The 19,103-nt window shown below is 66.2% G+C and carries 17 protein-coding genes and 1 riboswitch; of the genes, 10 read left to right on the forward strand and 7 right to left on the reverse strand.

Annotated features, from left to right (window positions below):
• Positions 1 to 2: 2 nt before the first annotated feature.
• A complete protein-coding gene (locus BIO17B3_RS18475; protein WP_156055124.1) occupies positions 3 to 947 on the reverse strand; it encodes a respiratory chain complex I subunit 1 family protein in 945 nt (314 codons plus the stop codon).
• A gap of 41 nt (positions 948 to 988) precedes the next feature.
• Positions 989 to 1,058: riboswitch (Fluoride riboswitch) on the reverse strand.
• Positions 1,059 to 1,236: 178 nt separating this feature from the next.
• Here BIO17B3_RS18475 and fumC point away from each other — a divergent pair.
• Positions 1,237 to 2,670, forward strand: coding sequence for a class II fumarate hydratase (gene fumC, locus BIO17B3_RS18480; RefSeq protein WP_156055126.1), 1,434 nt, complete (start codon positions 1,237 to 1,239; stop codon positions 2,668 to 2,670).
• An 8-nt stretch (positions 2,671 to 2,678) separates the two neighbouring features.
• Here the strand turns inward: fumC and BIO17B3_RS18485 are convergent, their stop codons facing one another.
• From BIO17B3_RS18485 to BIO17B3_RS18500, 4 genes are all read right to left on the reverse strand, one after another.
• Entirely contained in the window at positions 2,679 to 3,476 is a 798-nt protein-coding gene (locus BIO17B3_RS18485; RefSeq protein ID WP_156055128.1) for a GNAT family N-acetyltransferase, read from the reverse strand.
• A gap of 194 nt (positions 3,477 to 3,670) precedes the next feature.
• The gene (locus BIO17B3_RS18490; protein ID WP_156055129.1) at positions 3,671 to 4,186 is read right to left on the reverse strand and encodes a histidine phosphatase family protein; all 516 of its coding nucleotides are present in this window, start codon (positions 4,184 to 4,186) and stop codon (positions 3,671 to 3,673) included.
• A 101-nt stretch (positions 4,187 to 4,287) separates the two neighbouring features.
• On the reverse strand, positions 4,288 to 5,187 hold the full coding sequence (locus BIO17B3_RS18495) for an AEC family transporter (RefSeq protein WP_156055131.1): 900 nt from the start codon (positions 5,185 to 5,187) through the stop codon (positions 4,288 to 4,290).
• A gap of 61 nt (positions 5,188 to 5,248) precedes the next feature.
• Positions 5,249 to 6,586: a hemolysin family protein gene (locus tag BIO17B3_RS18500; RefSeq protein WP_156055133.1), complete on the reverse strand. Its 1,338-nt coding sequence runs from the start codon at positions 6,584 to 6,586 to the stop codon at positions 5,249 to 5,251.
• Between the two features lie 379 nt (positions 6,587 to 6,965).
• On the opposite strand from BIO17B3_RS18500, the gene BIO17B3_RS18505 reads away from it, so the two are divergent.
• Both BIO17B3_RS18505 and BIO17B3_RS18510 read left to right on the forward strand, forming a co-directional pair.
• A complete protein-coding gene (locus BIO17B3_RS18505) occupies positions 6,966 to 8,135 on the forward strand; it encodes a cystathionine beta-lyase (RefSeq protein ID WP_232054339.1) in 1,170 nt (389 codons plus the stop codon).
• Positions 8,136 to 8,202: 67 nt separating this feature from the next.
• The gene (locus tag BIO17B3_RS18510; RefSeq protein WP_156055135.1) at positions 8,203 to 8,784 is read left to right on the forward strand and encodes a glycine zipper 2TM domain-containing protein; all 582 of its coding nucleotides are present in this window, start codon (positions 8,203 to 8,205) and stop codon (positions 8,782 to 8,784) included.
• Between the two features lie 29 nt (positions 8,785 to 8,813).
• On the opposite strand, the gene serB is transcribed toward BIO17B3_RS18510, so the two are convergent.
• Entirely contained in the window at positions 8,814 to 9,695 is an 882-nt protein-coding gene (gene serB, locus BIO17B3_RS18515; RefSeq protein WP_156055137.1) for a phosphoserine phosphatase SerB, read from the reverse strand.
• A gap of 65 nt (positions 9,696 to 9,760) precedes the next feature.
• Complete coding sequence (gene mfd, locus BIO17B3_RS18520; RefSeq protein WP_156055138.1) at positions 9,761 to 13,243, reverse strand: transcription-repair coupling factor; 3,483 nt, start codon at positions 13,241 to 13,243, stop codon at positions 9,761 to 9,763.
• A 43-nt stretch (positions 13,244 to 13,286) separates the two neighbouring features.
• Here mfd and BIO17B3_RS18525 point away from each other — a divergent pair, with 43 nt between their 5' ends.
• The 7 genes from BIO17B3_RS18525 to BIO17B3_RS18555 all read left to right on the forward strand — a co-directional run bounded on the left by BIO17B3_RS18525 (position 13,287) and on the right by BIO17B3_RS18555 (position 19,036).
• Positions 13,287 to 14,189, forward strand: a complete 903-nt coding sequence (locus tag BIO17B3_RS18525; RefSeq protein ID WP_232054340.1) for a 2-C-methyl-D-erythritol 4-phosphate cytidylyltransferase — start codon at positions 13,287 to 13,289, stop codon at positions 14,187 to 14,189.
• Positions 14,186 to 14,668, forward strand: a complete 483-nt coding sequence (gene ispF / locus BIO17B3_RS18535) for a 2-C-methyl-D-erythritol 2,4-cyclodiphosphate synthase (protein WP_013106068.1) — start codon at positions 14,186 to 14,188, stop codon at positions 14,666 to 14,668. Before BIO17B3_RS18525 ends, ispF begins: the two co-directional genes overlap by 4 nt.
• 27 nt (positions 14,669 to 14,695) lie before the next feature.
• On the forward strand, positions 14,696 to 15,160 hold the full coding sequence (locus BIO17B3_RS18540) for a DUF192 domain-containing protein (protein WP_156055139.1): 465 nt from the start codon (positions 14,696 to 14,698) through the stop codon (positions 15,158 to 15,160).
• A 113-nt stretch (positions 15,161 to 15,273) separates the two neighbouring features.
• Complete coding sequence (locus BIO17B3_RS18545) at positions 15,274 to 15,795, forward strand: hypothetical protein (protein ID WP_197737915.1); 522 nt, start codon at positions 15,274 to 15,276, stop codon at positions 15,793 to 15,795.
• Entirely contained in the window at positions 15,792 to 16,025 is a 234-nt protein-coding gene (locus BIO17B3_RS19305; RefSeq protein ID WP_232054341.1) for a hypothetical protein, read from the forward strand. Before BIO17B3_RS18545 ends, BIO17B3_RS19305 begins: the two co-directional genes overlap by 4 nt.
• A 14-nt stretch (positions 16,026 to 16,039) precedes the next feature.
• Positions 16,040 to 17,731 carry a DUF1800 domain-containing protein gene (locus BIO17B3_RS18550; protein ID WP_232054342.1) on the forward strand — a complete coding sequence of 564 codons (1,692 nt, stop codon included), beginning with the start codon at positions 16,040 to 16,042 and terminating at the stop codon, positions 17,729 to 17,731.
• Positions 17,732 to 17,821: 90 nt separating this feature from the next.
• The gene (locus BIO17B3_RS18555) at positions 17,822 to 19,036 is read left to right on the forward strand and encodes a DUF1501 domain-containing protein (protein ID WP_156055142.1); all 1,215 of its coding nucleotides are present in this window, start codon (positions 17,822 to 17,824) and stop codon (positions 19,034 to 19,036) included.
• The last annotated feature ends 67 nt before the right edge of the window (positions 19,037 to 19,103 follow it).

Consider the following 19,103-nt stretch of genomic DNA (forward strand, 5'->3'; position numbering starts at 1 on the left):
CCTCACACCTGCCGCGCCACGATGGCGAGAATCGCCATCAGGAAAGAGAGCGCCAGCGGCTCCTGATAGCGGTAGAAGCGCAGGCGCGACTGCGCCGTATCGACAAACACCATGATGAGCGCGACCGCCGCCCATTTGGCCAGCAGCGCAAGGGTGGCGCCCAGAATGCCCAGCGCCGTGCCCTGGATGGACAGCCCCCAGGGAATGGTCAGCACGTTGAGAAAAATGGTGTAGAGAATGGCCTGCTTCATCCACGAAGCCCACTTCAGCAGCGCCAGCAGTGGGCCGGAGTATTCGAGGATGCGCGCCTCGCCGATCATGTAGATCTCGTAGTGGATGCTCGAATGGATGGGCAGGCGCTCGGTTTCCACCGTCAGCAAAATGAAAAAGGCCGCAACCAGGAATAAGTGCGCCGGGCTCCAGAACACCGCCGGGCTGGCCACCAGCAGATGGTTGACCACGAAGGGCAGCATGGCCTGCGCCAGCAGGGTGATGCCGACGAACACCATGATCAGCGTGGGCTCGGCCAGGATGGAGAGCATGGCCTCGCGGCTCGACCCCAGTCCGCCGTAGGGATGGCCGCTGTCCAGCCCGGCGAGCAGGATGGCGAAGCCACCCAAGGTGAGGATGAGACCGCCGCCGAGAATGTCGCCCATGTCGGAGAGCGGCAGCGGATAGTTGGTCAGCACCGGGATGAGAATGGGCACCGTGAGCATGGCCGAGAACGCCACGATAGGCGCGGCCCAGAAAATCCACGAAGCCGTTTGCGGCACCACGATCTCTTTGCGCAGCAGCTTGAACAGATCGCGGTAAGGCTGAAAGAGGCTGGGGCCGCGGCCGCGCTGCACCTTCTCTTCCATCGTGACGATGAAACCGTGAAGCAAGGGCGAGAGCAACACAATGGCCAGTACCTGGCACACTTGCTGCAAGATGACGTCACCGCGCATAGCTCCTCCCTGTCGTGAAACGCAAGCGATTGCATGGCTTGCGGCAGGTAGGAGTCATTAGCTTGGGGGCAGCCCCACGCGGTTTTGGCGAACTCCATCGCCTTAATGGTTGCTGTGCAGTCTAGGAGTTCAAACCGAAAAGGGTCAAGCTGACATCCGTTTCAAAACGCAAATCGGACGACCAAACTTTACCCCAGCGAGATGGCTGAATGATGCGGTCACAACCTCGCCACTGGCAATGCTGGGCCGCAGGCGCTACAAACTTAGAAATACACGCGGGAGACGACGCATGAACCGTAACGGCAACACCACACAGCAGTTGATCGAACCCAGCGAGGGCAACCGGATCGAGACCGACTCGTTCGGTCCCATCGAAGTCTCCGAGGCGCATCTGTGGGGGGCGCAGACGCAGCGTTCGCTGCAGCATTTCGCCATTTCCACCGAGCAGATGCCGCGCGAGTTCATCCGCGCCCTGGCGCTGGTCAAGCGGGCCTGCGCCGGCGTGAATGCCGAGTTGGGCAAACTCGATCTGCGTACCGCGCAGGCCATCATCGAGGCGGCCGACGAGGTCATTGCCGAACGCTATCCTGACGAGTTTCCGCTGGCGGTCTGGCAGACCGGCTCGGGCACGCAGACCAATATGAATATGAACGAGGTGCTGGCCAACCGCGCCTCGGTGCTGCTGGGCGGTGGCGTGGGTCTGGCACGCAGCGTGCATCCCAACGATCAGGTCAATATGGGGCAGTCGTCGAATGACATTTTCCCCACGGCCATGCATGTGGCCGCCGCTGCGCAGACCGTGCAATATCTGCTGCCCGCACTCATCGCCCTGCGCACCACCCTGCAGACCAAGGCGGAATCTTTCGCCGACATCGTCAAAATCGGCCGCACCCATTTGCAGGACGCCACGCCTCTCACCCTCGGGCAGGAATTTTCGGGCTACGTCGCCCAACTCGATCTGGCAAGGCGCGCCGTCGACGCCGCGCTGGGGCCGGTCTATGCACTGGCCGTGGGTGGCACCGCGGTGGGCACCGGGCTCAACACCCATGCGTCGTTCGGCGTGCGCGTGGCCACCGAGTTGGCGCGGCAGACCGGGCTGCCGTTCACCAGCGCCGAGAACAAGTTCGCCGCGCTCGCCGGGCATGAGGCGCTGGTGTTCCTGCACGGCGCGCTCAAAACGCTCGCGACGGCACTGATGAAAATCGCCAATGACGTGCGCTGGCTGGCTTCCGGCCCGCGCAGCGGATTGGGCGAGATTCGCATCCCCGAGAACGAGCCGGGCAGTTCCATCATGCCGGGCAAGGTCAACCCCACGCAGTGCGAGGCGCTCACCATGGTGTGCGCGCAGGTGTTCGGCAACGATGTGGCGATCAATATCGGCGGGGCTTCGGGCAATTTCGAGCTCAATGTATTCAAGCCGCTGATCGCGCACAACGTGCTGCAAAGCCTGCGGCTGCTGGCCGATGCGATGAACAGCTTCGATCATCATCTGGCGCGCGGCATCGAGGCCGACCGGGCGCGCATCACCGAGTTGATGCAGCGTTCGCTGATGCTCGTTACCGCGCTGGCGCCGCACATCGGCTACGACCAGGCGGCGGCCATTGCCAAATCGGCCCACCACAGCGGCAGCACCCTGCGCGAAGCAGCGCTGGCCTCGGGGCTGGTGAGTGCGGAAGACTACGACCGCTGGGTGCGGCCGCAGGACATGGTGAGAACCAGTTGACGCGGCGCTTACTCGCCGAGGAAATGCCGCGCGTAGCGCCGGTTGACCTGGCTCAGACGCAGCAGTAAGGCGAAATCGGCCACGCCGAAGTCCGGGTCCCAGGCGGGCGCGCCGCACACTTTGGCGCCGACACGCAGATAACCCTTGAGCAGCGGCGGCGGCTCCACCGCGAGGTCTTGCCGCAGGTGCTGCACCGGCAGGGCGAGACGCGGGTGCACCCGGTCTTCGATCGCGGCCAGATGGCTTTTCTGCAGTTGCGCCCAGAGGCTGGCGGCGGTATGTCCGCCGCAACGCATCGACATGCTGGCGCAGCCGATCAGCGCATCGAGCCCGTGGCGTTGCATATAGTTGGCGATGCCGCCCCAAAGCGCCATGATGACGGCGCCGCTGCGATAGTCGCGGTGCACGCAGGAGCGACCGATTTCAAGCAGGCGGGGCTTGAGGTGATACAGGCGGGTGAGATCGAATTCGGTTTCGGTGTAGAGCGTACCCACGCGCTTGGCCTGATGCGGGGGCAGGGCGCGGTAGGTGCCGATCAGGCGTCCGTCGCCGTCGCGTACCAGCAGGTGGTCGCAGTAGGCGTCGAACAGATCGATGTCGAGGCCGGGCTCGGGCGTTTTGATCTGCGCGCCCATTTCTTCGACGAACACCTTGTAGCGCAGGCGCTGCGCCTCGCGCACTTCATCGCCATGACGCGCCCAGGCAACGCTGAGACTCTGCGAGGCTTGTCCGGCTGCGGCGTTCAGGCCCGCCGCGTTGTGCTCAGTGCGCCTGTCCAGCGGACGCGCTTGTTCGTCGTCGAACATGGTCTTTCCTCCATATCGGATAGGAGCCCCCAGGGCAGGGCTAGGCCCAGCCCGCCCCCCGTGGGGGTCAAGAAAACTTGGGGTGGCCCTGCGTTTTCTTGAGTGAAAGATAAGAACGCGCCGTGACAGTTCAGTGAAGGTCTCGTGAATTTGGTGTGACAGTGCAAGCAAGCTGACGAGTTGTGAGCAGGGCCTCAATCGCCCAGCAAATCCGCGCTGACGCAGGCGCGCAGACTGCGCTGGATGCCGACTTCGCGGCTGCGTTCCACCGCCCAGAGCAGGCCGCTTTTGCGCAATGAGAACTGCTGGTCGCAGCCGGTGATCCAGTAAAGCCCGGCGCGGCCGAGGATGGGTTGATGGCCCACAAGCACGAGCGCACCGCCTTCGCGCGGAAATTCGGACACCACCGAGAGCAGTTCCTCCATCGACGATTCCGGGCGCAGGCGCGGGTCGATCACCGGATAGTCGTTGAGATGCTGCGCAGTCTGGCGCGCGCGCTGGGCGGGGCTGGAAATCACCGTCCAGGGTTTGGGCAACTGCGATTTGATCCAGCCGGCGACCTGGGCCGCGTCGCGTCGGCCTTGCTTGGTGAGGTTGCGGCGCAGATCGACCTCGTCGCCCTGCGCTGAGCCCGCGGCGTCTTCGGCCTCGGCGTGTCGCCAGAAAATAACGTGGAAATTCGGCATGTTAGACAGGGAAGTGAGTGTCATTTCAATCCTTGAAGGATACATGGCAAAAATGTCATCTCACTGTAAACCACACTGAAACACTCAGTATGCGTTACATCACAAGGCTCAAAATCGGAAATAAATCAATGCTGCATCACGGCGAGAAAGACCGGAATGGAGAAGGCGCCGAGTACGGTGGACAGGCTGACCAAGCCGGCCACGTAGGGGCCGTCACCGCCCATGCGGGCCGCCAGCACGTAGGCGCTCGAAGCGGTGGGCATGGCGGCGAACAGCACCAGCACCAAGGCCTGCAGCGGCGGCAGTGCAAACGCCCAAGCCAGCGCCATCGCAGACAGGGGCAGCAGCAGGTGCCGGATGCTCAAAAACCACAGGCCCACCGGCAATTCCCGGTGCAGGCCGCGCCATTGCAGACCGGCGCCCACGGTCATCAGCCCTAGTGCGATGGAGGCATGGCCGAGCCGATCCAGCGCGGGCACGATGGGCTCGGGCAGCGACAGGCCGAGGCTGTGCACCGTCAGCCCGGCCACGGTGGCGATGAGCAGGGGGTTGCGCAACAGTTCGCGCCAGACATTGCTTTGCGCATGACGCGCCAGCGCCCACACCGCCGCGACATTGCACAGCGGCACCCCTACGGCGATGAGCACCGCGACCAAAGACACCGCGGGCGGGCCGCCCACCCGATCGGCGACGGCCAGGGCAATGTAGGAATTGAAGCGAAAGGCGGTCTGCACGCCGCTGGCCACGCAACGTCGGTCGGCCTTGCGCGACCAGAAGGCCAGATACGACAGGCCGATGCCGATGAGCAGCATGGCCGCTCCCGCGATGACGAAGTCCCGCGTGTCGCCCAGACTGGCATGGCCGCGGCTGGTGGTGGAAAACAGCAGAGCCGGAAACAGCACGAAATACACCAGCCGTTCCACCCCGTCCCACACGTTGCGTTTGAGCGCGGTGAAGCGCACGAGCAGCAGCCCCAGCACGATCAGGATGAAGTCCGGCAGCAGGAGCAGGGCGTCGTGCAGCATGGGGTGGGGTCAGAGGCAGCACAGGTGCGGCAGCCCACGACGGCGGGAGCCGCACCGATTTTCAAAGCCGCGAGTCGCGTCCTTCGCCGGGGTCGGAGAATTCGTCTGCGACTTCGGTGGGGCGGCGCTGCACCAGCACCTTGTCGATGCGCTTGCCGTCCATATCGACGATCTCGAAAGTCCAGTCGCCCCACTGCACGATGTCGCCAGTGGCCGGCAGCCGTGCGAGCAGTAGCATGAGCATGCCCGATAGGGTGTTGTAGCGCTGCTTTTCCTCGTCGGGCAGACGGGCCAGGCCCAGGCGGGTCTTGAGGTCTTCCACGGTGATGAGGCCGTCCATCAGCCAAGAGCCGTCTTCGCGCTGTATCGCCCAGGGTTCTTCGGACGGATGCGACTTGAACTCGCCTGCAATGGCCTCCATCAAGTCCTGCACGGTCACGATGCCCATGGTCTGGCCGTATTCGTCGATCACCACGGCGGTGTGCTCGGGACTCTGGCGGAAGGTCTGCAGCAGCTCCAGCCCGGTCAGGCTTTCGGGTACGAAGGTCGCGGGTACGGCGGCCTTGCTCAGATCGTCGATACCCTCGCGGCGGATGAAACGGCCCAGCAAATCCTTGGTCGAGACGATGCCGACCACTTCCTCCAACCCGCGTTTGACCAGCGGAAAGCGCGAATGCGTCGACTGCGCGATTTTGTTCAGGTTTTCGCTCAGCGGCTGATCGACGTCGAGATATTCGATCTCGTTGCGCGGCGTCATCAGCGAGGCGATCTGCCGGTCGTCGAGGCGGAACACATTGCGCACCATCTCGTGCTCCTGCTCCTCGATCACCCCGGCGTCCGAGCCTTCTTCGAGCACCTCGTTGATCTCGGCCTCGGTCATCTGCGGCATGGTGTTGTGGCGCACGCGCAGCAAGGTCAGCAGCAGGTCGGTGGAAATGGACAGCAGCTTGACGAAGGGCGCCGCGCCGCGGGCGATCCAGGTCATGGGCCGCGCCATCACCATGGCGATGCGCTCGGGCGCGAGTTGCCCAAGCCGCTTGGGCACCAGCTCGCCAATGACGATGGAGGCGAAGGTGATGATCAGCACCACGATGGCCGTGGCCGACACCCCGGCAAACTTGGGCAGCAGACCCAGCGAGATCAGCCAGTTGGCCACCGGCTCGGAAAACGCCGCTTCGCCCAAAATACCGTTGAGCACACTGATGGAGGTGATGCCGATCTGCACCGTGGACAGCAGCCTCGTGGGCTGCTCGGACAGATGCAGCGCGGTGCGGGCGTTTTCATTGCCGGCCTCCGCCAGCGCGGTCAGGCGAGCTCGGCGCGCCGTGACCAGTGCGATCTCCGACATGGCGAACAGACCATTGAGCAGAATTAGACCGAACAGAATCAGCACTTCCATGACGGGCGCTCCAGAGCGGACGAAACACGGAAAAAAGCAGTCGCCTGTGCAGCGGTCCAGCGAAGATGCAAAGAGGCACAGGGCAAGATCGGGCAGGCGGGGCGGCGGGTGCGCAAGGGCTGCGCAGAGCGCTGGGCGGTGGTTGCAAACCCGGCACAGAGCTTAGGGAACAAAGGGCCGGGTAACAAAGACGCAGGGTCAGGATCCAAGGAGTGGGTGTCGGAGCGGGCTGGCATTCGGCCTATGCTTCACGTTGGTTTGCGCAGCGGGCTGATCGCCCACGCAAACCCGCAAAACAAGATCCAAACATCGCGGAGCCCATTCCATGTCGAGTCAACAAGAGCCCCAATTAGACCAAAAACCCCAGTCGCCCTCCGAAATGCAACATTTGTCTACCCGTTTGCAACATCACCCGTATCAACCTCCAGCCGGTTTTGGTGCGGTGGAGCCCGGCGTGCACCATGCCTCCACCGTGATCTTCCCGGATGTGGCGACCATGCGCGCGCGCGACTGGCGCAGCAAGGCCGGTTATACCTACGGGCTGCACGGCACCCCCACCACGTTCATCCTGGAAGAGCGTCTGGCCGCGCTCGATGGCGGGCGCCACTGCGTGCTCTGCCCCTCGGGTCTTTCGGCCATCGCCTTGGTCGATCTCGCTTTGTTGAAGCAAGGCGACACGGTGCTGTTGCCGGGCAATGTGTACGGCCCGAGCCGCGAACTGGCCGAGCGCTTTCTCGGGGCCTGGGGCATTCAGCACCAAATCTACGAAGCCACTTGCACCCCTGAAGAACTCGCCAAGCTGATCACGCCGCAAACCAAGCTCCTCTGGCTGGAAGCGCCCGGTTCGGTGACCATGGAAATGCCCGATCTGCGCGGACTCATTGCCGTGGCACGGCAGCACGGCCTCCACACCGCCATCGACGCCACCTGGGCTGCCGGCATCGCGCTGCAGCCCTTCGATCTCGGCGTGGATGTGGTGATGCAGGCCCTTACCAAATACCAAAGCGGCGGCGCCGACCTGCTCATGGGCAGCGTGACCACCCGCGACGATGCCCTGCACGAACGCCTGCTGCTCACCCACATGCGGCTCGGCTTGGGCGTGGGCGCAGACGACGTCGCCCGCGTGCTGCGCGGCCTGCATACCCTGCCGCTGCGCTATGCCGCGCACGACGCCAGCGCGCGGCGCATCGCGTTGTGGATGCAAGACCAGCCCCAGGTGGCGCAGGTGCTCCACCCGGCGCTGCCCGGCAGCCCCGGCCACGCGCACTGGCAGCGCGACTGCACCGCCGCCGCCGGGTTGTTCAGCGTGGTGTTCGATGCGCGCTACACCGCCGCTCAGGTCGATGCCTTCGTCGACGCCTTGCAGCTCTTCAAGATCGGCTATTCCTGGGGCGGCCCGGTCAGCCTGGCCGTGCCCTACGACGTGCAACTGATGCGCCCGTCGACCCACTGGTCACACGCTGGCGGTCTGGTGCGACTGGCCATCGGCCTCGAAGACCCGCAAGACCTGATCGACGACTTGCGGCAAGCGATGCAACAAATGTTCTAAGCGTTGTCACCCAACAGCGCCCAAACTCCGTTGAGGCTGCATAACCTAACTTTACGGGGAACCCATCATGTTTCGGCTAAGTCTGTTGATGAGCGGCGCAGTGTTGTTGTCACTACTGGGTGGTTGCGCTGTCGTGCCGCCGTCCTATTCCACGGCGTATGCGCCTGCGCAGCAGCCGAGCGATCAGCAACCTGTTTATCAGCAGCCGGGCTACGCACCGTATGCCCAGCCGGGGTATGCCGGGGCTTATGCGTCGGCGCCGCCCGAGTATGCGCAGCAACCGGCCTATGTGCAGCAGCCTGCCTACGCGGCGCAGCCGGGCTACGCACCCGCGCCTGTGGCGCAATCGGCTTTGCCGGGCGCAGCGCTGGGGGCGGTGGCGGGCGGGTTGATCGGTTCGCGCTTCGGTGCGGGCAATGGCCGTACGGCCATGGCGGCCACGGGCGCGGCGCTGGGCGCGGTGGTGGGGGCCAATGCGGCCAATCCCTATGCCACGCAGATCACGCCGGGTACGGTGATCGGCGGGGTGGTCGGCGGGCTGGTGGGATCACGCTTCGGCCACGGCAATGGCAAGACGGCGGCGGCAGCGCTGGGCGCGGCAGTGGGGGCGATGGCGGGATCGCAGTATCCGGCAGTCAGCCTGCCGTGATGCCGCCGTAATGCGGCTTTGAGGCCCGTTTATTCGAACCAGTGCAGCAGACTGTCGAGGCCGCCATGGTCGATGGCGGCGGTGGCGGCTTCGCGTACCTTGGGTTTGGCGTGGTAAGCCACGCTGAAGCCCACCGCATTCATCATGGGCAGGTCGTTGGCGCCGTCGCCGATCACCAGCACTTCGCCGGGATCGCAGCCCAGGTCGTCGCAGAAGGCGAGCACGGCCTTTTTCTTGGCTTCGCCGTCGATGATGTCGCCGATGAGTGTGCCGTCGAGCGCCTCGCCCTTCACGCCCAGCACATTGGCGGCCACGCGGTCGAAGCCTAGGCGCTGCTTGAGCCGGTCGGTGAAGTGGGTGAAGCCGCCGGTGACGAGCTGGGTTTTCAGTCCGGCGGCCTTGGCGGCGGACAGCAGGGTTTCGGCGCCGGGGTTCAGGCGCAGGGTGTCGGTGTAGAGCTTGTCGAGTGAGGCAAGCGGCACCCAGGAGAGTAGGGCCACGCGCTGGCGCAGGCTGGTGGCGTAGTCGGCGATCTCGCCGCGCATGGCGGCGGCGGTGATGGCGGCGATCTCGTCTTTCTTGCCGACGGCGGCGCCGATTTCGTCGACGGTCTCGATGTTGATCAGCGTGGAGTCCATGTCCATCGCCAGCAGCTTGAAATCACCCAGATGCAACCCGGCGGGCACGATGGCCCAGTCGATATGGTGCTCGCGGCAATAGGCATCGAGTGCGCGGCGCATGCCGGGGCCTGCTGCACGAATATCCCGCAGCCGCGCGCCGTTGTGGCCGCTGTTGGGGCCGTGATCGTCGGCAAATTTTTCCAGACTGATCGGCGCGGCGATGTGGCAGAGATGATCGAGGTTTTCTTGCGAGAGCGGGGCGGTGTGGCGCTGAATGACGAGGTGGTACATGGTGTGTGCGTGTGCGGATGCGATAGGGCTGTTGGGAGGTTTGCGTCGGACTTTACGCCAGCGCCTCAGGCAATCGCCACCTCGGTCCGCGGCGCGCCGAGTTGCTTGAGGGTGTCGCGGATGAACTGGGCGCGCTGCGTGGCGTCTTTCGTCGGGCGTTCGATCCGCAGTCGGTCGTTGCCGGTGAGCTTGATGTGGCGGTTCTTCTGGATGAGGTCGATGATGCGGGCGGCGTCCACCGGGGCGTCCTTGCGGAAGTGCAGGATGGCCACTTCTTCGGCCGCGTCGATCTTGGTGATGCCGTAGCTCTGCGCAATCAGCCGCAGGCGGTGCGTGTCCACCAGCGCCTGCGCGGGCGGCGGCAGGCGGCCGAAGCGATCGACGATTTCCTCGGCCACGCTGTCGAGCTGGGCGCTGGTGGCGGCGCTGGCCAGACGCTTGTAGAGCGATAGCCGGGCATGCACGTCGCCGCAATAGTCGTTGGGCAGCAGGGCGGGCACATGAAGATTGATCTCGGTGGTCACGCCCAGCGGGTTGAGCAGGTCGGGCTCGCGGCCTGCGCGCAGCGCCTTCACGGCCTCGCTCAGCATGTCGTTGTAGAGCTGGAAGCCGATCTCCTGCATATTGCCCGATTGCTGCTCGCCCAGCACTTCGCCGGCGCCGCGAATCTCCAGGTCGTGCATGGCGAGATAGAAGCCCGAGCCCAGTTCTTCCATCTGTTGAATGGCTTCGAGCCGCTGTCCGGCCTGCTTGGTCAGGCTCTGCACATCGGGCACCAGTAGATAGGCGTAGGCCTGATGATGCGAACGCCCGACGCGGCCGCGCAGCTGGTGCAGCTGCGCCAGGCCGAACTTATCTGCCCGCGCCATGACGATGGTGTTGGCGCTGGGTACGTCGATGCCGGTTTCGATAATGGTGGTGCACAGCAGAATATTGAAGCGCTGGGCGTGGAAGTCGCGCATCACCCGTTCCAGATCGCGCTCGTGCATCTGGCCGTGGGCGATTTCGATGCGCGCTTCGGGCACCAGTTCTTCGAGCTGGCGACGGCGGTTTTCGATGGTCTCGACTTCGTTGTGCAGGAAGTACACCTGACCGCCGCGCTTAATTTCGCGCAGGATGGCCTCGCGCATCACCGCGCCGCTTTCGCTGCGCACGAAGGTCTTGATCGCCAGGCGCTTTTGCGGCGCGGTGGCGATCACGCTCAGATCGCGCAGCCCTTCGAGCGCCATGCCCAGGGTGCGCGGAATGGGCGTGGCGGTGAGCGTGAGCAAATCGACCGAGGCGCGCATGGCCTTGAGCGCCTCTTTGTGGCGCACGCCGAAGCGGTGCTCCTCATCGACGATGACCAGGCCGAGCCGGTCGAACTTGACCGTGGGCGACAGCAACTTATGGGTGCCGATGACGATGTCCACCGTGCCGCGCGCCAAGCCGTCGAGCGCGGCGCTGATCTCCTTGGTGCTGCGAAAGCGCGACATCTCGGCAATGCGCACCGGCCAGTCGGCGAAGCGGTTGCGAAAGGTCTCGCAGTGCTGCTCGGCGAGCAGGGTGGTGGGGGCCAGCACGGCCACCTGCTTGCCGCCCATCACCGCCACGAACGCAGCGCGCAGCGCGACTTCGGTCTTGCCGAAGCCGACGTCGCCGCAGACCAGGCGATCCATCGGCTTGGGGGAGATCATGTCCTGCACCACCGCATGGATGGCCGCGGCCTGATCGGGCGTCTCCTCGAAACCGAAACTCGCGGCGAAGGCTTCATAGTCCTGCGGCGAGTAGCGGAAGGCATGGCCCTGATGCGCGGCGCGGCGGGCGTAGATGTTGAGCAGCTCGGCGGCGGCGTCGCGCACCTGTTCGGCGGCTTTGCGCCGGGCCTTGTCCCACTGGCCCGAGCCGAGGGTGTGCAGCGGCGCGTCTTCCTGCGCCGCGCCGCTGTAGCGGCCGATGAGATGCAGTTGCGACACAGGCACGTACAGCACCGCATCGTTCGCATAGACCAGATGCAGAAACTCCGCGGGGCCGTCGCCCAGATCGAGCTCGGCCAGGCCCTGATAGCGGCCGATGCCGTGGTTGGCATGCACCACCGGGTCGCCGGGCTGCAGCTCGGCGAGGTCGTGGATTAGGGCATCGACATTGCTGGCCTGCTCTTGCTTGCGGCGCCTGCGCTGGGCCGGGTTGAGGGCGAACAGCTCGGTCTCGGTGAGCACGGCCAAGCGGTCGGCGGGCAGCGCGAAGCCCCGCGCCAGCGGCCCGACGGCCAGGGCGAAGCCGGTGGTGCCCTGTACGAATTCGTCCCAGCTCTCCGCGGGCTGGGCCGACAAGCCGGACTCCTGCAACAGCTCGCGCAGGGTTTCGCGGCGGCCGGCGGATTCGGCCAGCAGCAGCGCGCGTCGGTGTTGCGGGCGGCCCTCTTCCAACCATTGCGCCAGGCGCGCCAGTGGGCGGGTGGCGCGGCGGTCGGCGCTGATGTCGGGTAGCTCGGCGCTGGTGGGTTTGTCGGTCTGCGGCGCATCGGCCTTGGGCCGCAGCGCAAGCTGGGCGAGGGGTTTGATGCGGCTGAAGAACGCTTCTTCACTGAGGAAGAGCTGGTCGGGAGCGAGGGCAGGGCGCTCCGGGTCGTGCCGCAACAGGCGGTGGCGCTCCTGCGTATCGGCCCAGAACTTCTGGATGGCGGTAGCAATGTCGCCGTGCAGCACCACGCGGGTACGTTCGCCCAGATAGTCGGGCAGAGTGGCGGTGTGCTCGAAGAACAGCGGCAGGTAGTACTCGATGCCGGGCCCGGCTACGCCGCTTCCCATGTCCTTGTAGAGCGGGCTGCGGCTGGGGTCGCCCTCGAACACCTCGCGCCAGCGGGCGCGAAAGCGCTTCTGCGCCGCATCGTCGAGCGGAAATTCGCGGCCCGGCAGCAGCCGCACCTCCTTGACCGGGTAGAGGCTGCGCTGGGTGTCGGGGTCGAAGGCCTGGATGGCGTCGATGGTGTCGCCGAACAGATCGACGCGGTAGGGCACGGGCGAGCCCATGGGATGCAGGTCGATGAGACCGCCGCGCACCGCGTATTCGCCCGGGGCCATCACCTGGCTGACGTGGTTGTACCCGGCCAGAACGAGCTGGGCGCGCAGCGCGGCATCGTTGAGCGCTTCGCCCTGGCGGAAATCGAAGGTGTAGGCCGCGAGGAACTCGGGCGGGGCCAGCCGCTGGATGGCGGTGTTGGCCGGGGCGATGACCACGTCGATCTGCTGGTTGTGGATGGCCCAGAGGGTGGCCAGCCGCTCGGAGATCAGATCCTGGTGCGGTGAAAAGCTGTCGTAAGGCAGGGTTTCCCAGTCGGGCAGCAGACCGACGCGCAACTGCGGGGCGAACCACTGCAACTCGCCGAGCAGGCGCTGGGCATCGGCTGCGCCTGCGGTGACGACGAGCCAGGGCGCGGCGTCATCGCGCGGCGCGCACAACTCGGCCAGCAGCAGGGCATCGGCACTTCCGGCGGGAAGCGGCCAGCTCACACGCTGGCCGGGCTTGAGCGCGGGCACTTGGGCGCGCAGGGCATGGACAATAGACATTGTTCAAATTTTCGCCCAAAGTCGTGGGCGCCCGTGTGTCTTGATGCAAATACCGCCCGCTTCTCCCGCTCGACCCTCCCGTTGCCATGCCGTGATTCCGAGCGCGGGCAGCGGTTCGCGCCTGCCTGGCGATGCACCCAAGCAATACCGGCGTCTGCTGGGCGAGTCGGTGGTGCAGCACACGGTGCGGGCTTTTCTGCAGACGCCGCGCATCGCCTCGGTATCGGTGGTGATGCAGGAGGGCGACGTCTGGGTGGCCGACGCCTTGCAGCCCGATCCCCGGCTGCATCTGGTGCCACGCGGCGGCGCGACTCGGGCGCACAGCGTGCTCGGCGGGCTGGAGGCCTTGTTAGACGCGGGCGCGGCGCATGACGACTGGGCGCTGGTGCATGACGCCGCGCGCTGCTGCATTACCCCCGAGCTGATCGACCGCCTGATCGACGCTTGCCTGGAGGATGACGTCGGCGGCCTGCTGGCGCTGCCCCTGCCCGATACCCTCAAGGTCGCCGATTCCGCAGGCCGCGTGGCCTGCACCGAGCCGCGCGAGGGCCGTTGGCTGGCGCAGACGCCGCAGATGTTCCGCATCGGCGCGCTGCGCGAGGCGCTGCGGGCGGCGATTGAAGCTAACGCGCCCCCGCCGCCGGGCCGCCCCAAGGCGGGGGCAGCCCCCTCGGGGGGCAGCGACCGCGTAGCGGGAGCGTGGGGGCAACAATTCGCGCCGCCGGGCCGCCCCAAGGCGGGGGCAGCCCCCTCGGGGGGCAGCGAGCGCGCAGCGGGAGCGTGGGGGCAACAATCCCCACCTACGGACGAAGCTGGCGCGATGGAGCGCCAGGGCGCGCGACCGCTGCTCGTGCCTGGCGCGTCGTGGAATTTCAAGATCACCTATCCCCCCGACCTCGAACTCGCGCAGGCCTTGCTTGCCGCGCGCGCAGGAGTATCGACATGACGCAAATCCGTATCGGCGAGGGCTATGACGTCCACGCTCTCGTTCCCGGCCGCAAACTCATCATCGGCGGCGTGACCATCCCCCATCCCCTCGGCCTGCTCGGCCATTCCGATGCCGACGTGTTGCTGCACGCCATCACCGATGCCTTGCTGGGCGCGGCCGGGCTGGGCGACATCGGCCAGCATTTCCCCGATACCGACGCGCGCTACCAGGGCGCAGATTCGGGCGAACTGCTGCGGCAGGCGCGCCAGAGCGTGCTGGCACAGGGCTGGGCGATCGGCAATGTGGACTGCACCGTGATCGCGCAGGCGCCCAAGCTCGCACCGTATCGCGACGCCATCCGCCAGCGCATCGCCGCGCTGCTGGAACTGGACGCGGCGCAGGTCAACGTCAAAGGCAAGACCACCGAGCGTCTGGGCTTTGTCGGCCGGGGCGAAGGCATCGCCGCCAGCGCGGTGTGCCTGCTGCAGCGCGATTGACGAACGCCACCGAACAAGGACCGAACCATGCACAAGTCTCGTTTCATTCACCGCATCGCCTTGGCTTTTTTACTGGCCAGTTCCAGCGCGGCCTGGGCCGCGCAGCCCGAGGTCAATACCGGCCTGCCGCTGGTGCGCCTGCAGATCGGCGGCCACACCCTCACCGCCGAAGTGGCTTCTACCCCCGAGCAGCAGCAGACCGGGCTGATGAACCGCCGCAGTCTGCCGAGGAATCACGGCATGCTGTTCGTGTTCGCTCAGTCTCAGCCGGTGTGCATGTGGATGAAAAACACGCTCATTGCCCTGTCGGTCGCCTTCATCACCACGGATGGCCACATTGTCAATATCGCCGACATGCAGCCGCAGACCGAAGACGTGCACTGCGGCCAGACCGATGTGCGCTATGCGCTGGAAACCCCGCTGCACTGGTTTGCGCAGCACGGCATCCGGCCGGGTGCGCGCGTGCTGGGGCTGCCCGCAGCAAGCCGCTGACGCGATACAAGCGGTGACAACTGCGTGCGGTGCAGTTGTCACCGGGCAGGCAGGACTTTCGTTGATTCGACACGGCCGCCATTGTTCTCGTCGAATTTCAAAGGAAGTCCATCATGCATTCTTTTCTGCATCACTCTCAAGAAAACGCCGGGCCGCCCCAAGTTTTCTTGTCCACCTCGCAGCTTGCAAGCTGCTCGGATTCGGCTCCGTCCAAGCTGCCGCAGGGCAGCTTGGAGCCGCGGGCCTCGTCCCCCGGGGGGGGCGGGTCGGCGAGCCGACCCTGGGGGCGCTCTCAAGCAAACGCCGGGCACTGGAAGCGGTTGGCGTTCGGTCTGCTGGCTGCCAGCGCCTTGCTCACCGCGCCGCTGGCCATGGCCGAAACACCCTGGCAGGCCGCCCATCCGGCGCGTGCTGAAGTGCTCCAACGCGCCAATCATCTCGATCACCGCATTGCCTATGCAAGGTGGACCGGCGCCCTCGCGCCCTGGCGGGCCGCCGCGCTGCAACACCAGGTGGCGCAGGTGCGCTGGCGGCAGAACATGCTGGCGCGACGTCAGGGCGGCGCGCTGGTGCGTTCCCAGTATTGGGCGCTGAACCGTCAGGAAGACGCCATCAGCCGGGAGATCGCACCATGACGCGCGCCATGAAAGCCTTGGGACAAGCCGCACGCTCGCGCCGCCTGCAACTGGTTTCAGCGGCGGTCGCAGGGAGTCTGCTGCTCGGCGGGTGTTATGTGGCGCCTCTTGCCCCGGCGCGGGTTTCCGGTGCGGTGATCGTGCGGCCGGAGGGCGGCGGCTGCTGGCATCACGGCTGGCGCGGCCCCTACGGCGCCTGGCATCCCGGTCATTGGGGCGTGTGCGGCTGAACGGAGCGTCGATCATGGAACATCGTTTGCACGCGGCCGGGCGGCTTTCGCGCCGCCGTTTCATCGGGGGGCTTGGCGTTGCGGGGCTGGGCTTGTGGGGTTTGGCGCCGGCTGCCCTGTCGCAAAACTTGCAGGCCGCTGGCGAGGCTGGCCCTGCCGGACTGGACGCCGCTGCGCAGGTCAGCCCGGTGACCTTTCTCGACCGCGTGAGCTGGGGCGCCAGTGCGGAGCAACTGCAGGCGCTGTCCCGCCTGGGCGCCACGGCCTATCTGGACCTGCAACTGCGCGTTCAGCCCAATGCAGCGCTGCCGTCCGATCTGGCGGCGCAGCTAGCCACCTTGCCGGTGAATCAGCCGCTCGAAGCGCTCATTCCGCCCATCATGCGTGAACAACGCGCCTTGTTCCAGGCCCGCAAGAATGACCCGCAGGCCGCTGCCGACACCGAGGCCCGGCTGAAGGCGCTCAACCGCTTCAAATATGCGCTGGCGCAACAGGCCGCGGCGCAACAGGTGTGGCTCGGTCTGTACGCCCCCAATGCCCTGCAGCAGCGGCTGAGCTGGTTCTGGCTGAATCATTTCAATGTGTTCCGTGGTGGCAATATCGGCCCGATGATGGGCGATTACACCCAGCGCGTCATCGCCCCGCACGCGCTGGGGCGCTTCCGTGATTTGCTGCGCGCCACGATGTTTTCGCCGCAGATGCTGCTTTACTTGAACAACGCGCAAAACGCCCGTGGCCATGTGAACGAAAACTATGCGCGCGAAGTCATGGAACTGCACACCCTGGGCGTAGGTAGCGGCTATACCCAGACCGATGTGACCAACCTCGCCCGCGCACTCACCGGCCTGGGCGTCGACCTGATGGACCAGCCCGTGCGGGTGCGCCCGGCCCTGCGCGCCGATGTGTGGCGGCAGGGACTGGTGGTGTTCAACCCCGCGCGGCACGACCCCGACCCCAAGACGGTGCTGGGCTACACCCTGCAAGGCCACGGCCTGGAAGAGATCGACGAGGTCATCACCCTGCTGGCCGACCACCCCGCCACGGCGCGCCACATCAGCACGCAACTGGCGCAGTACTTCGTCGCCGATCCCGCTCCGCCCGCTCTGGTCGATGTCATGGTGCGGCGCTGGCAGACCAGCGGCGGGCAGATGGCCGAAGTGCTGCGCGCGATGTTCACCAGCGCGGCGTTCATCGCCAGTCTGCGCCAGCCGCAGTTCAAAGACCCGATGCGCTATGTGCTGTCGGCGCTGCGCGCCACTCTGGGGGACGAACCGATTCGCAACCCGCAGCCGGTGCTCGGCATGCTGGCCCGCCTGGGCGAGCCGCTGTTCGGACGCCAGACGCCCGACGGCTACCCGCTGAACGCCAGCGCCTGGGACGGCTCGGGCCAGCTCACCGCGCGCTTCGAAGTGGCGCGGCAGATCGGCAGTGGCGCACCGGCGATGTTCGAGCCGCCGCCTGCCTTCCTGCGGCAGAGCGCGCCGCAGGTGACCGCAGAACCTGACGAAGCAATGGCCGCGATGACGGCTTCCCAAGCCGCGCCCAAGCCGCCCCTCCGTCCCCCGCCCGATCTCGCGCGCAGCCCGGTCTATCTCGCCCAGCAAAACCAGCTCAGCATCGCCACCTTGCGCGCGCTGGCGCAGGCCAACGACCGCCTGCGCTGGAACACGCTGTGGCTCTCATCGCCCGAATTCATGAACGCGTGAATGCCCCCCGAAGCCTCGCCGCACTCGGCTCTCCCCCCAGGGGCGAGAAATTCTTGGTGCGGCCCGGTGAATTGCTCAGGAGAAACTGCCATGCAACGCCGCCATTTCTTGCAAACCGCCACCGCCGCCGCGCTGGCCGCGCCGATGACCCGCCTGTGGGCCGCGCCCGCCGCACAGGGGCAGCCCAAGTTCGTGCTGGTGTTTCTGCGCGGCGCGTATGACGCCACCAATCTGCTCGTGCCCCATGCCAACAGCTTTTACTACGAGTCGCGCCCGCATATCGCCGTGCCCCGGCCGGGGGAGGGCGCCGACGCGTCCATCGCGCTGAATGCCGACTGGGCGCTGCATCCGGCGCTGCGCGAATCCCTGCTGCCGCTGTGGCAGGCCGGGCAACTGGCTTTCGTGCCCTTTGCCGGCACGCGCGATCTGACCCGCAGCCACTTCGAAACGCAAGATCACATCGAACTCGGCCAGGGCCCGCAGACGCGCAATTTCAACGACGGCTTTCTCAACCGTCTGGTGCAGCAGCTGGGCGCGCGCGCCCAGCCCATGGCCTTTACCGCGCAGCTGCCGCTTTCGCTGCGCGGCGCCCAGCGCGTGCCCAATCTCGCCATCGCCCAAGCTGGGCACACCGGCATAGACGACCGCCAGCGCGCGCTGATCGAAAGCATGTGGAACGGCTCGTCGCAGGGCGCGGCGGTGCGTGAAGGCTTCGCTGTGCACCAGACCGTCGCCGACGATATGCAGGCCTCCGGCTGGCAGGCCGAGATGGTGGCCGCCAGCCGCGGCGCGGTCGCGCCCAAGGGCTTCGTCGCCGAGGCCGTGCGCATCGGCGGATTGATGCGCGACAGCTTCAACGTCGGTTTCATCGACGTGGGCGGCTGGGACACCCATGTCAACGAAGCCACCGACAACGGCGCAAAAGGCCAGCTTGCCGACAAACTCGCCGCGCTCGGCCAGGGGCTGGCCGGCATGGCGCAGGCGCTGGGCCCCGCCTGGCAGCAGACCACTGTAGTCGTACTCAGCGAGTTTGGCCGCACCTTCCGCGAAAACGGCAATCGCGGCACCGATCACGGCCACGGCACCGTGTACTGGGTGTTGGGCGGCGCAGTGCGGGGCGGGCGCATCGCGGGTGAGCAGATCGTGCAATCGCCCTCCACCCTCAACCAGAACCGCGACGACCCGGTGCTGACCGACTACCGCGACTTGCTCGGCGGCCTGTTCCAGCGGCAGTGGGGGCTGAGGCCATCGCAGATTCAGACCATTTTTCCGGGGGCACGGCCAGTCGATCTGCGGCTGGTGTGAGGGGCGCTCGTCGCCCAAAAAGAAAAGCCCGCACAGCGGGCTTTTCTGCGACACGGGTTCGGGCGCG

The organism is Thiomonas sp. OC7 (genome assembly GCF_900634595.1).
GTDB lineage: Bacteria > Pseudomonadota > Gammaproteobacteria > Burkholderiales > Burkholderiaceae_C > Thiomonas > Thiomonas arsenitoxydans.

Coding starts and splice junctions, on each gene's coding strand:
- BIO17B3_RS18475 (WP_156055124.1), bottom strand. CDS start 947: ATGCGCGGTGACGTCATCTTGCAGCAAGTGTGCCAGGTACTGGCCATT.
- fumC (WP_156055126.1), top strand. CDS start 1,237: ATGAACCGTAACGGCAACACCACACAGCAGTTGATCGAACCCAGCGAG.
- BIO17B3_RS18485 (WP_156055128.1), bottom strand. CDS start 3,476: ATGTTCGACGACGAACAAGCGCGTCCGCTGGACAGGCGCACTGAGCAC.
- BIO17B3_RS18490 (WP_156055129.1), bottom strand. CDS start 4,186: ATGACACTCACTTCCCTGTCTAACATGCCGAATTTCCACGTTATTTTC.
- BIO17B3_RS18495 (WP_156055131.1), bottom strand. CDS start 5,187: ATGCTGCACGACGCCCTGCTCCTGCTGCCGGACTTCATCCTGATCGTG.
- BIO17B3_RS18500 (WP_156055133.1), bottom strand. CDS start 6,586: ATGGAAGTGCTGATTCTGTTCGGTCTAATTCTGCTCAATGGTCTGTTC.
- BIO17B3_RS18505 (WP_232054339.1), top strand. CDS start 6,966: ATGCAACATTTGTCTACCCGTTTGCAACATCACCCGTATCAACCTCCA.
- BIO17B3_RS18510 (WP_156055135.1), top strand. CDS start 8,203: ATGTTTCGGCTAAGTCTGTTGATGAGCGGCGCAGTGTTGTTGTCACTA.
- serB (WP_156055137.1), bottom strand. CDS start 9,695: ATGTACCACCTCGTCATTCAGCGCCACACCGCCCCGCTCTCGCAAGAA.
- mfd (WP_156055138.1), bottom strand. CDS start 13,243: ATGTCTATTGTCCATGCCCTGCGCGCCCAAGTGCCCGCGCTCAAGCCC.
- BIO17B3_RS18525 (WP_232054340.1), top strand. CDS start 13,287: ATGCAAATACCGCCCGCTTCTCCCGCTCGACCCTCCCGTTGCCATGCC.
- ispF (WP_013106068.1), top strand. CDS start 14,186: ATGACGCAAATCCGTATCGGCGAGGGCTATGACGTCCACGCTCTCGTT.
- BIO17B3_RS18540 (WP_156055139.1), top strand. CDS start 14,696: ATGCACAAGTCTCGTTTCATTCACCGCATCGCCTTGGCTTTTTTACTG.
- BIO17B3_RS18545 (WP_197737915.1), top strand. CDS start 15,274: ATGCATTCTTTTCTGCATCACTCTCAAGAAAACGCCGGGCCGCCCCAA.
- BIO17B3_RS19305 (WP_232054341.1), top strand. CDS start 15,792: ATGACGCGCGCCATGAAAGCCTTGGGACAAGCCGCACGCTCGCGCCGC.
- BIO17B3_RS18550 (WP_232054342.1), top strand. CDS start 16,040: ATGGAACATCGTTTGCACGCGGCCGGGCGGCTTTCGCGCCGCCGTTTC.
- BIO17B3_RS18555 (WP_156055142.1), top strand. CDS start 17,822: ATGCAACGCCGCCATTTCTTGCAAACCGCCACCGCCGCCGCGCTGGCC.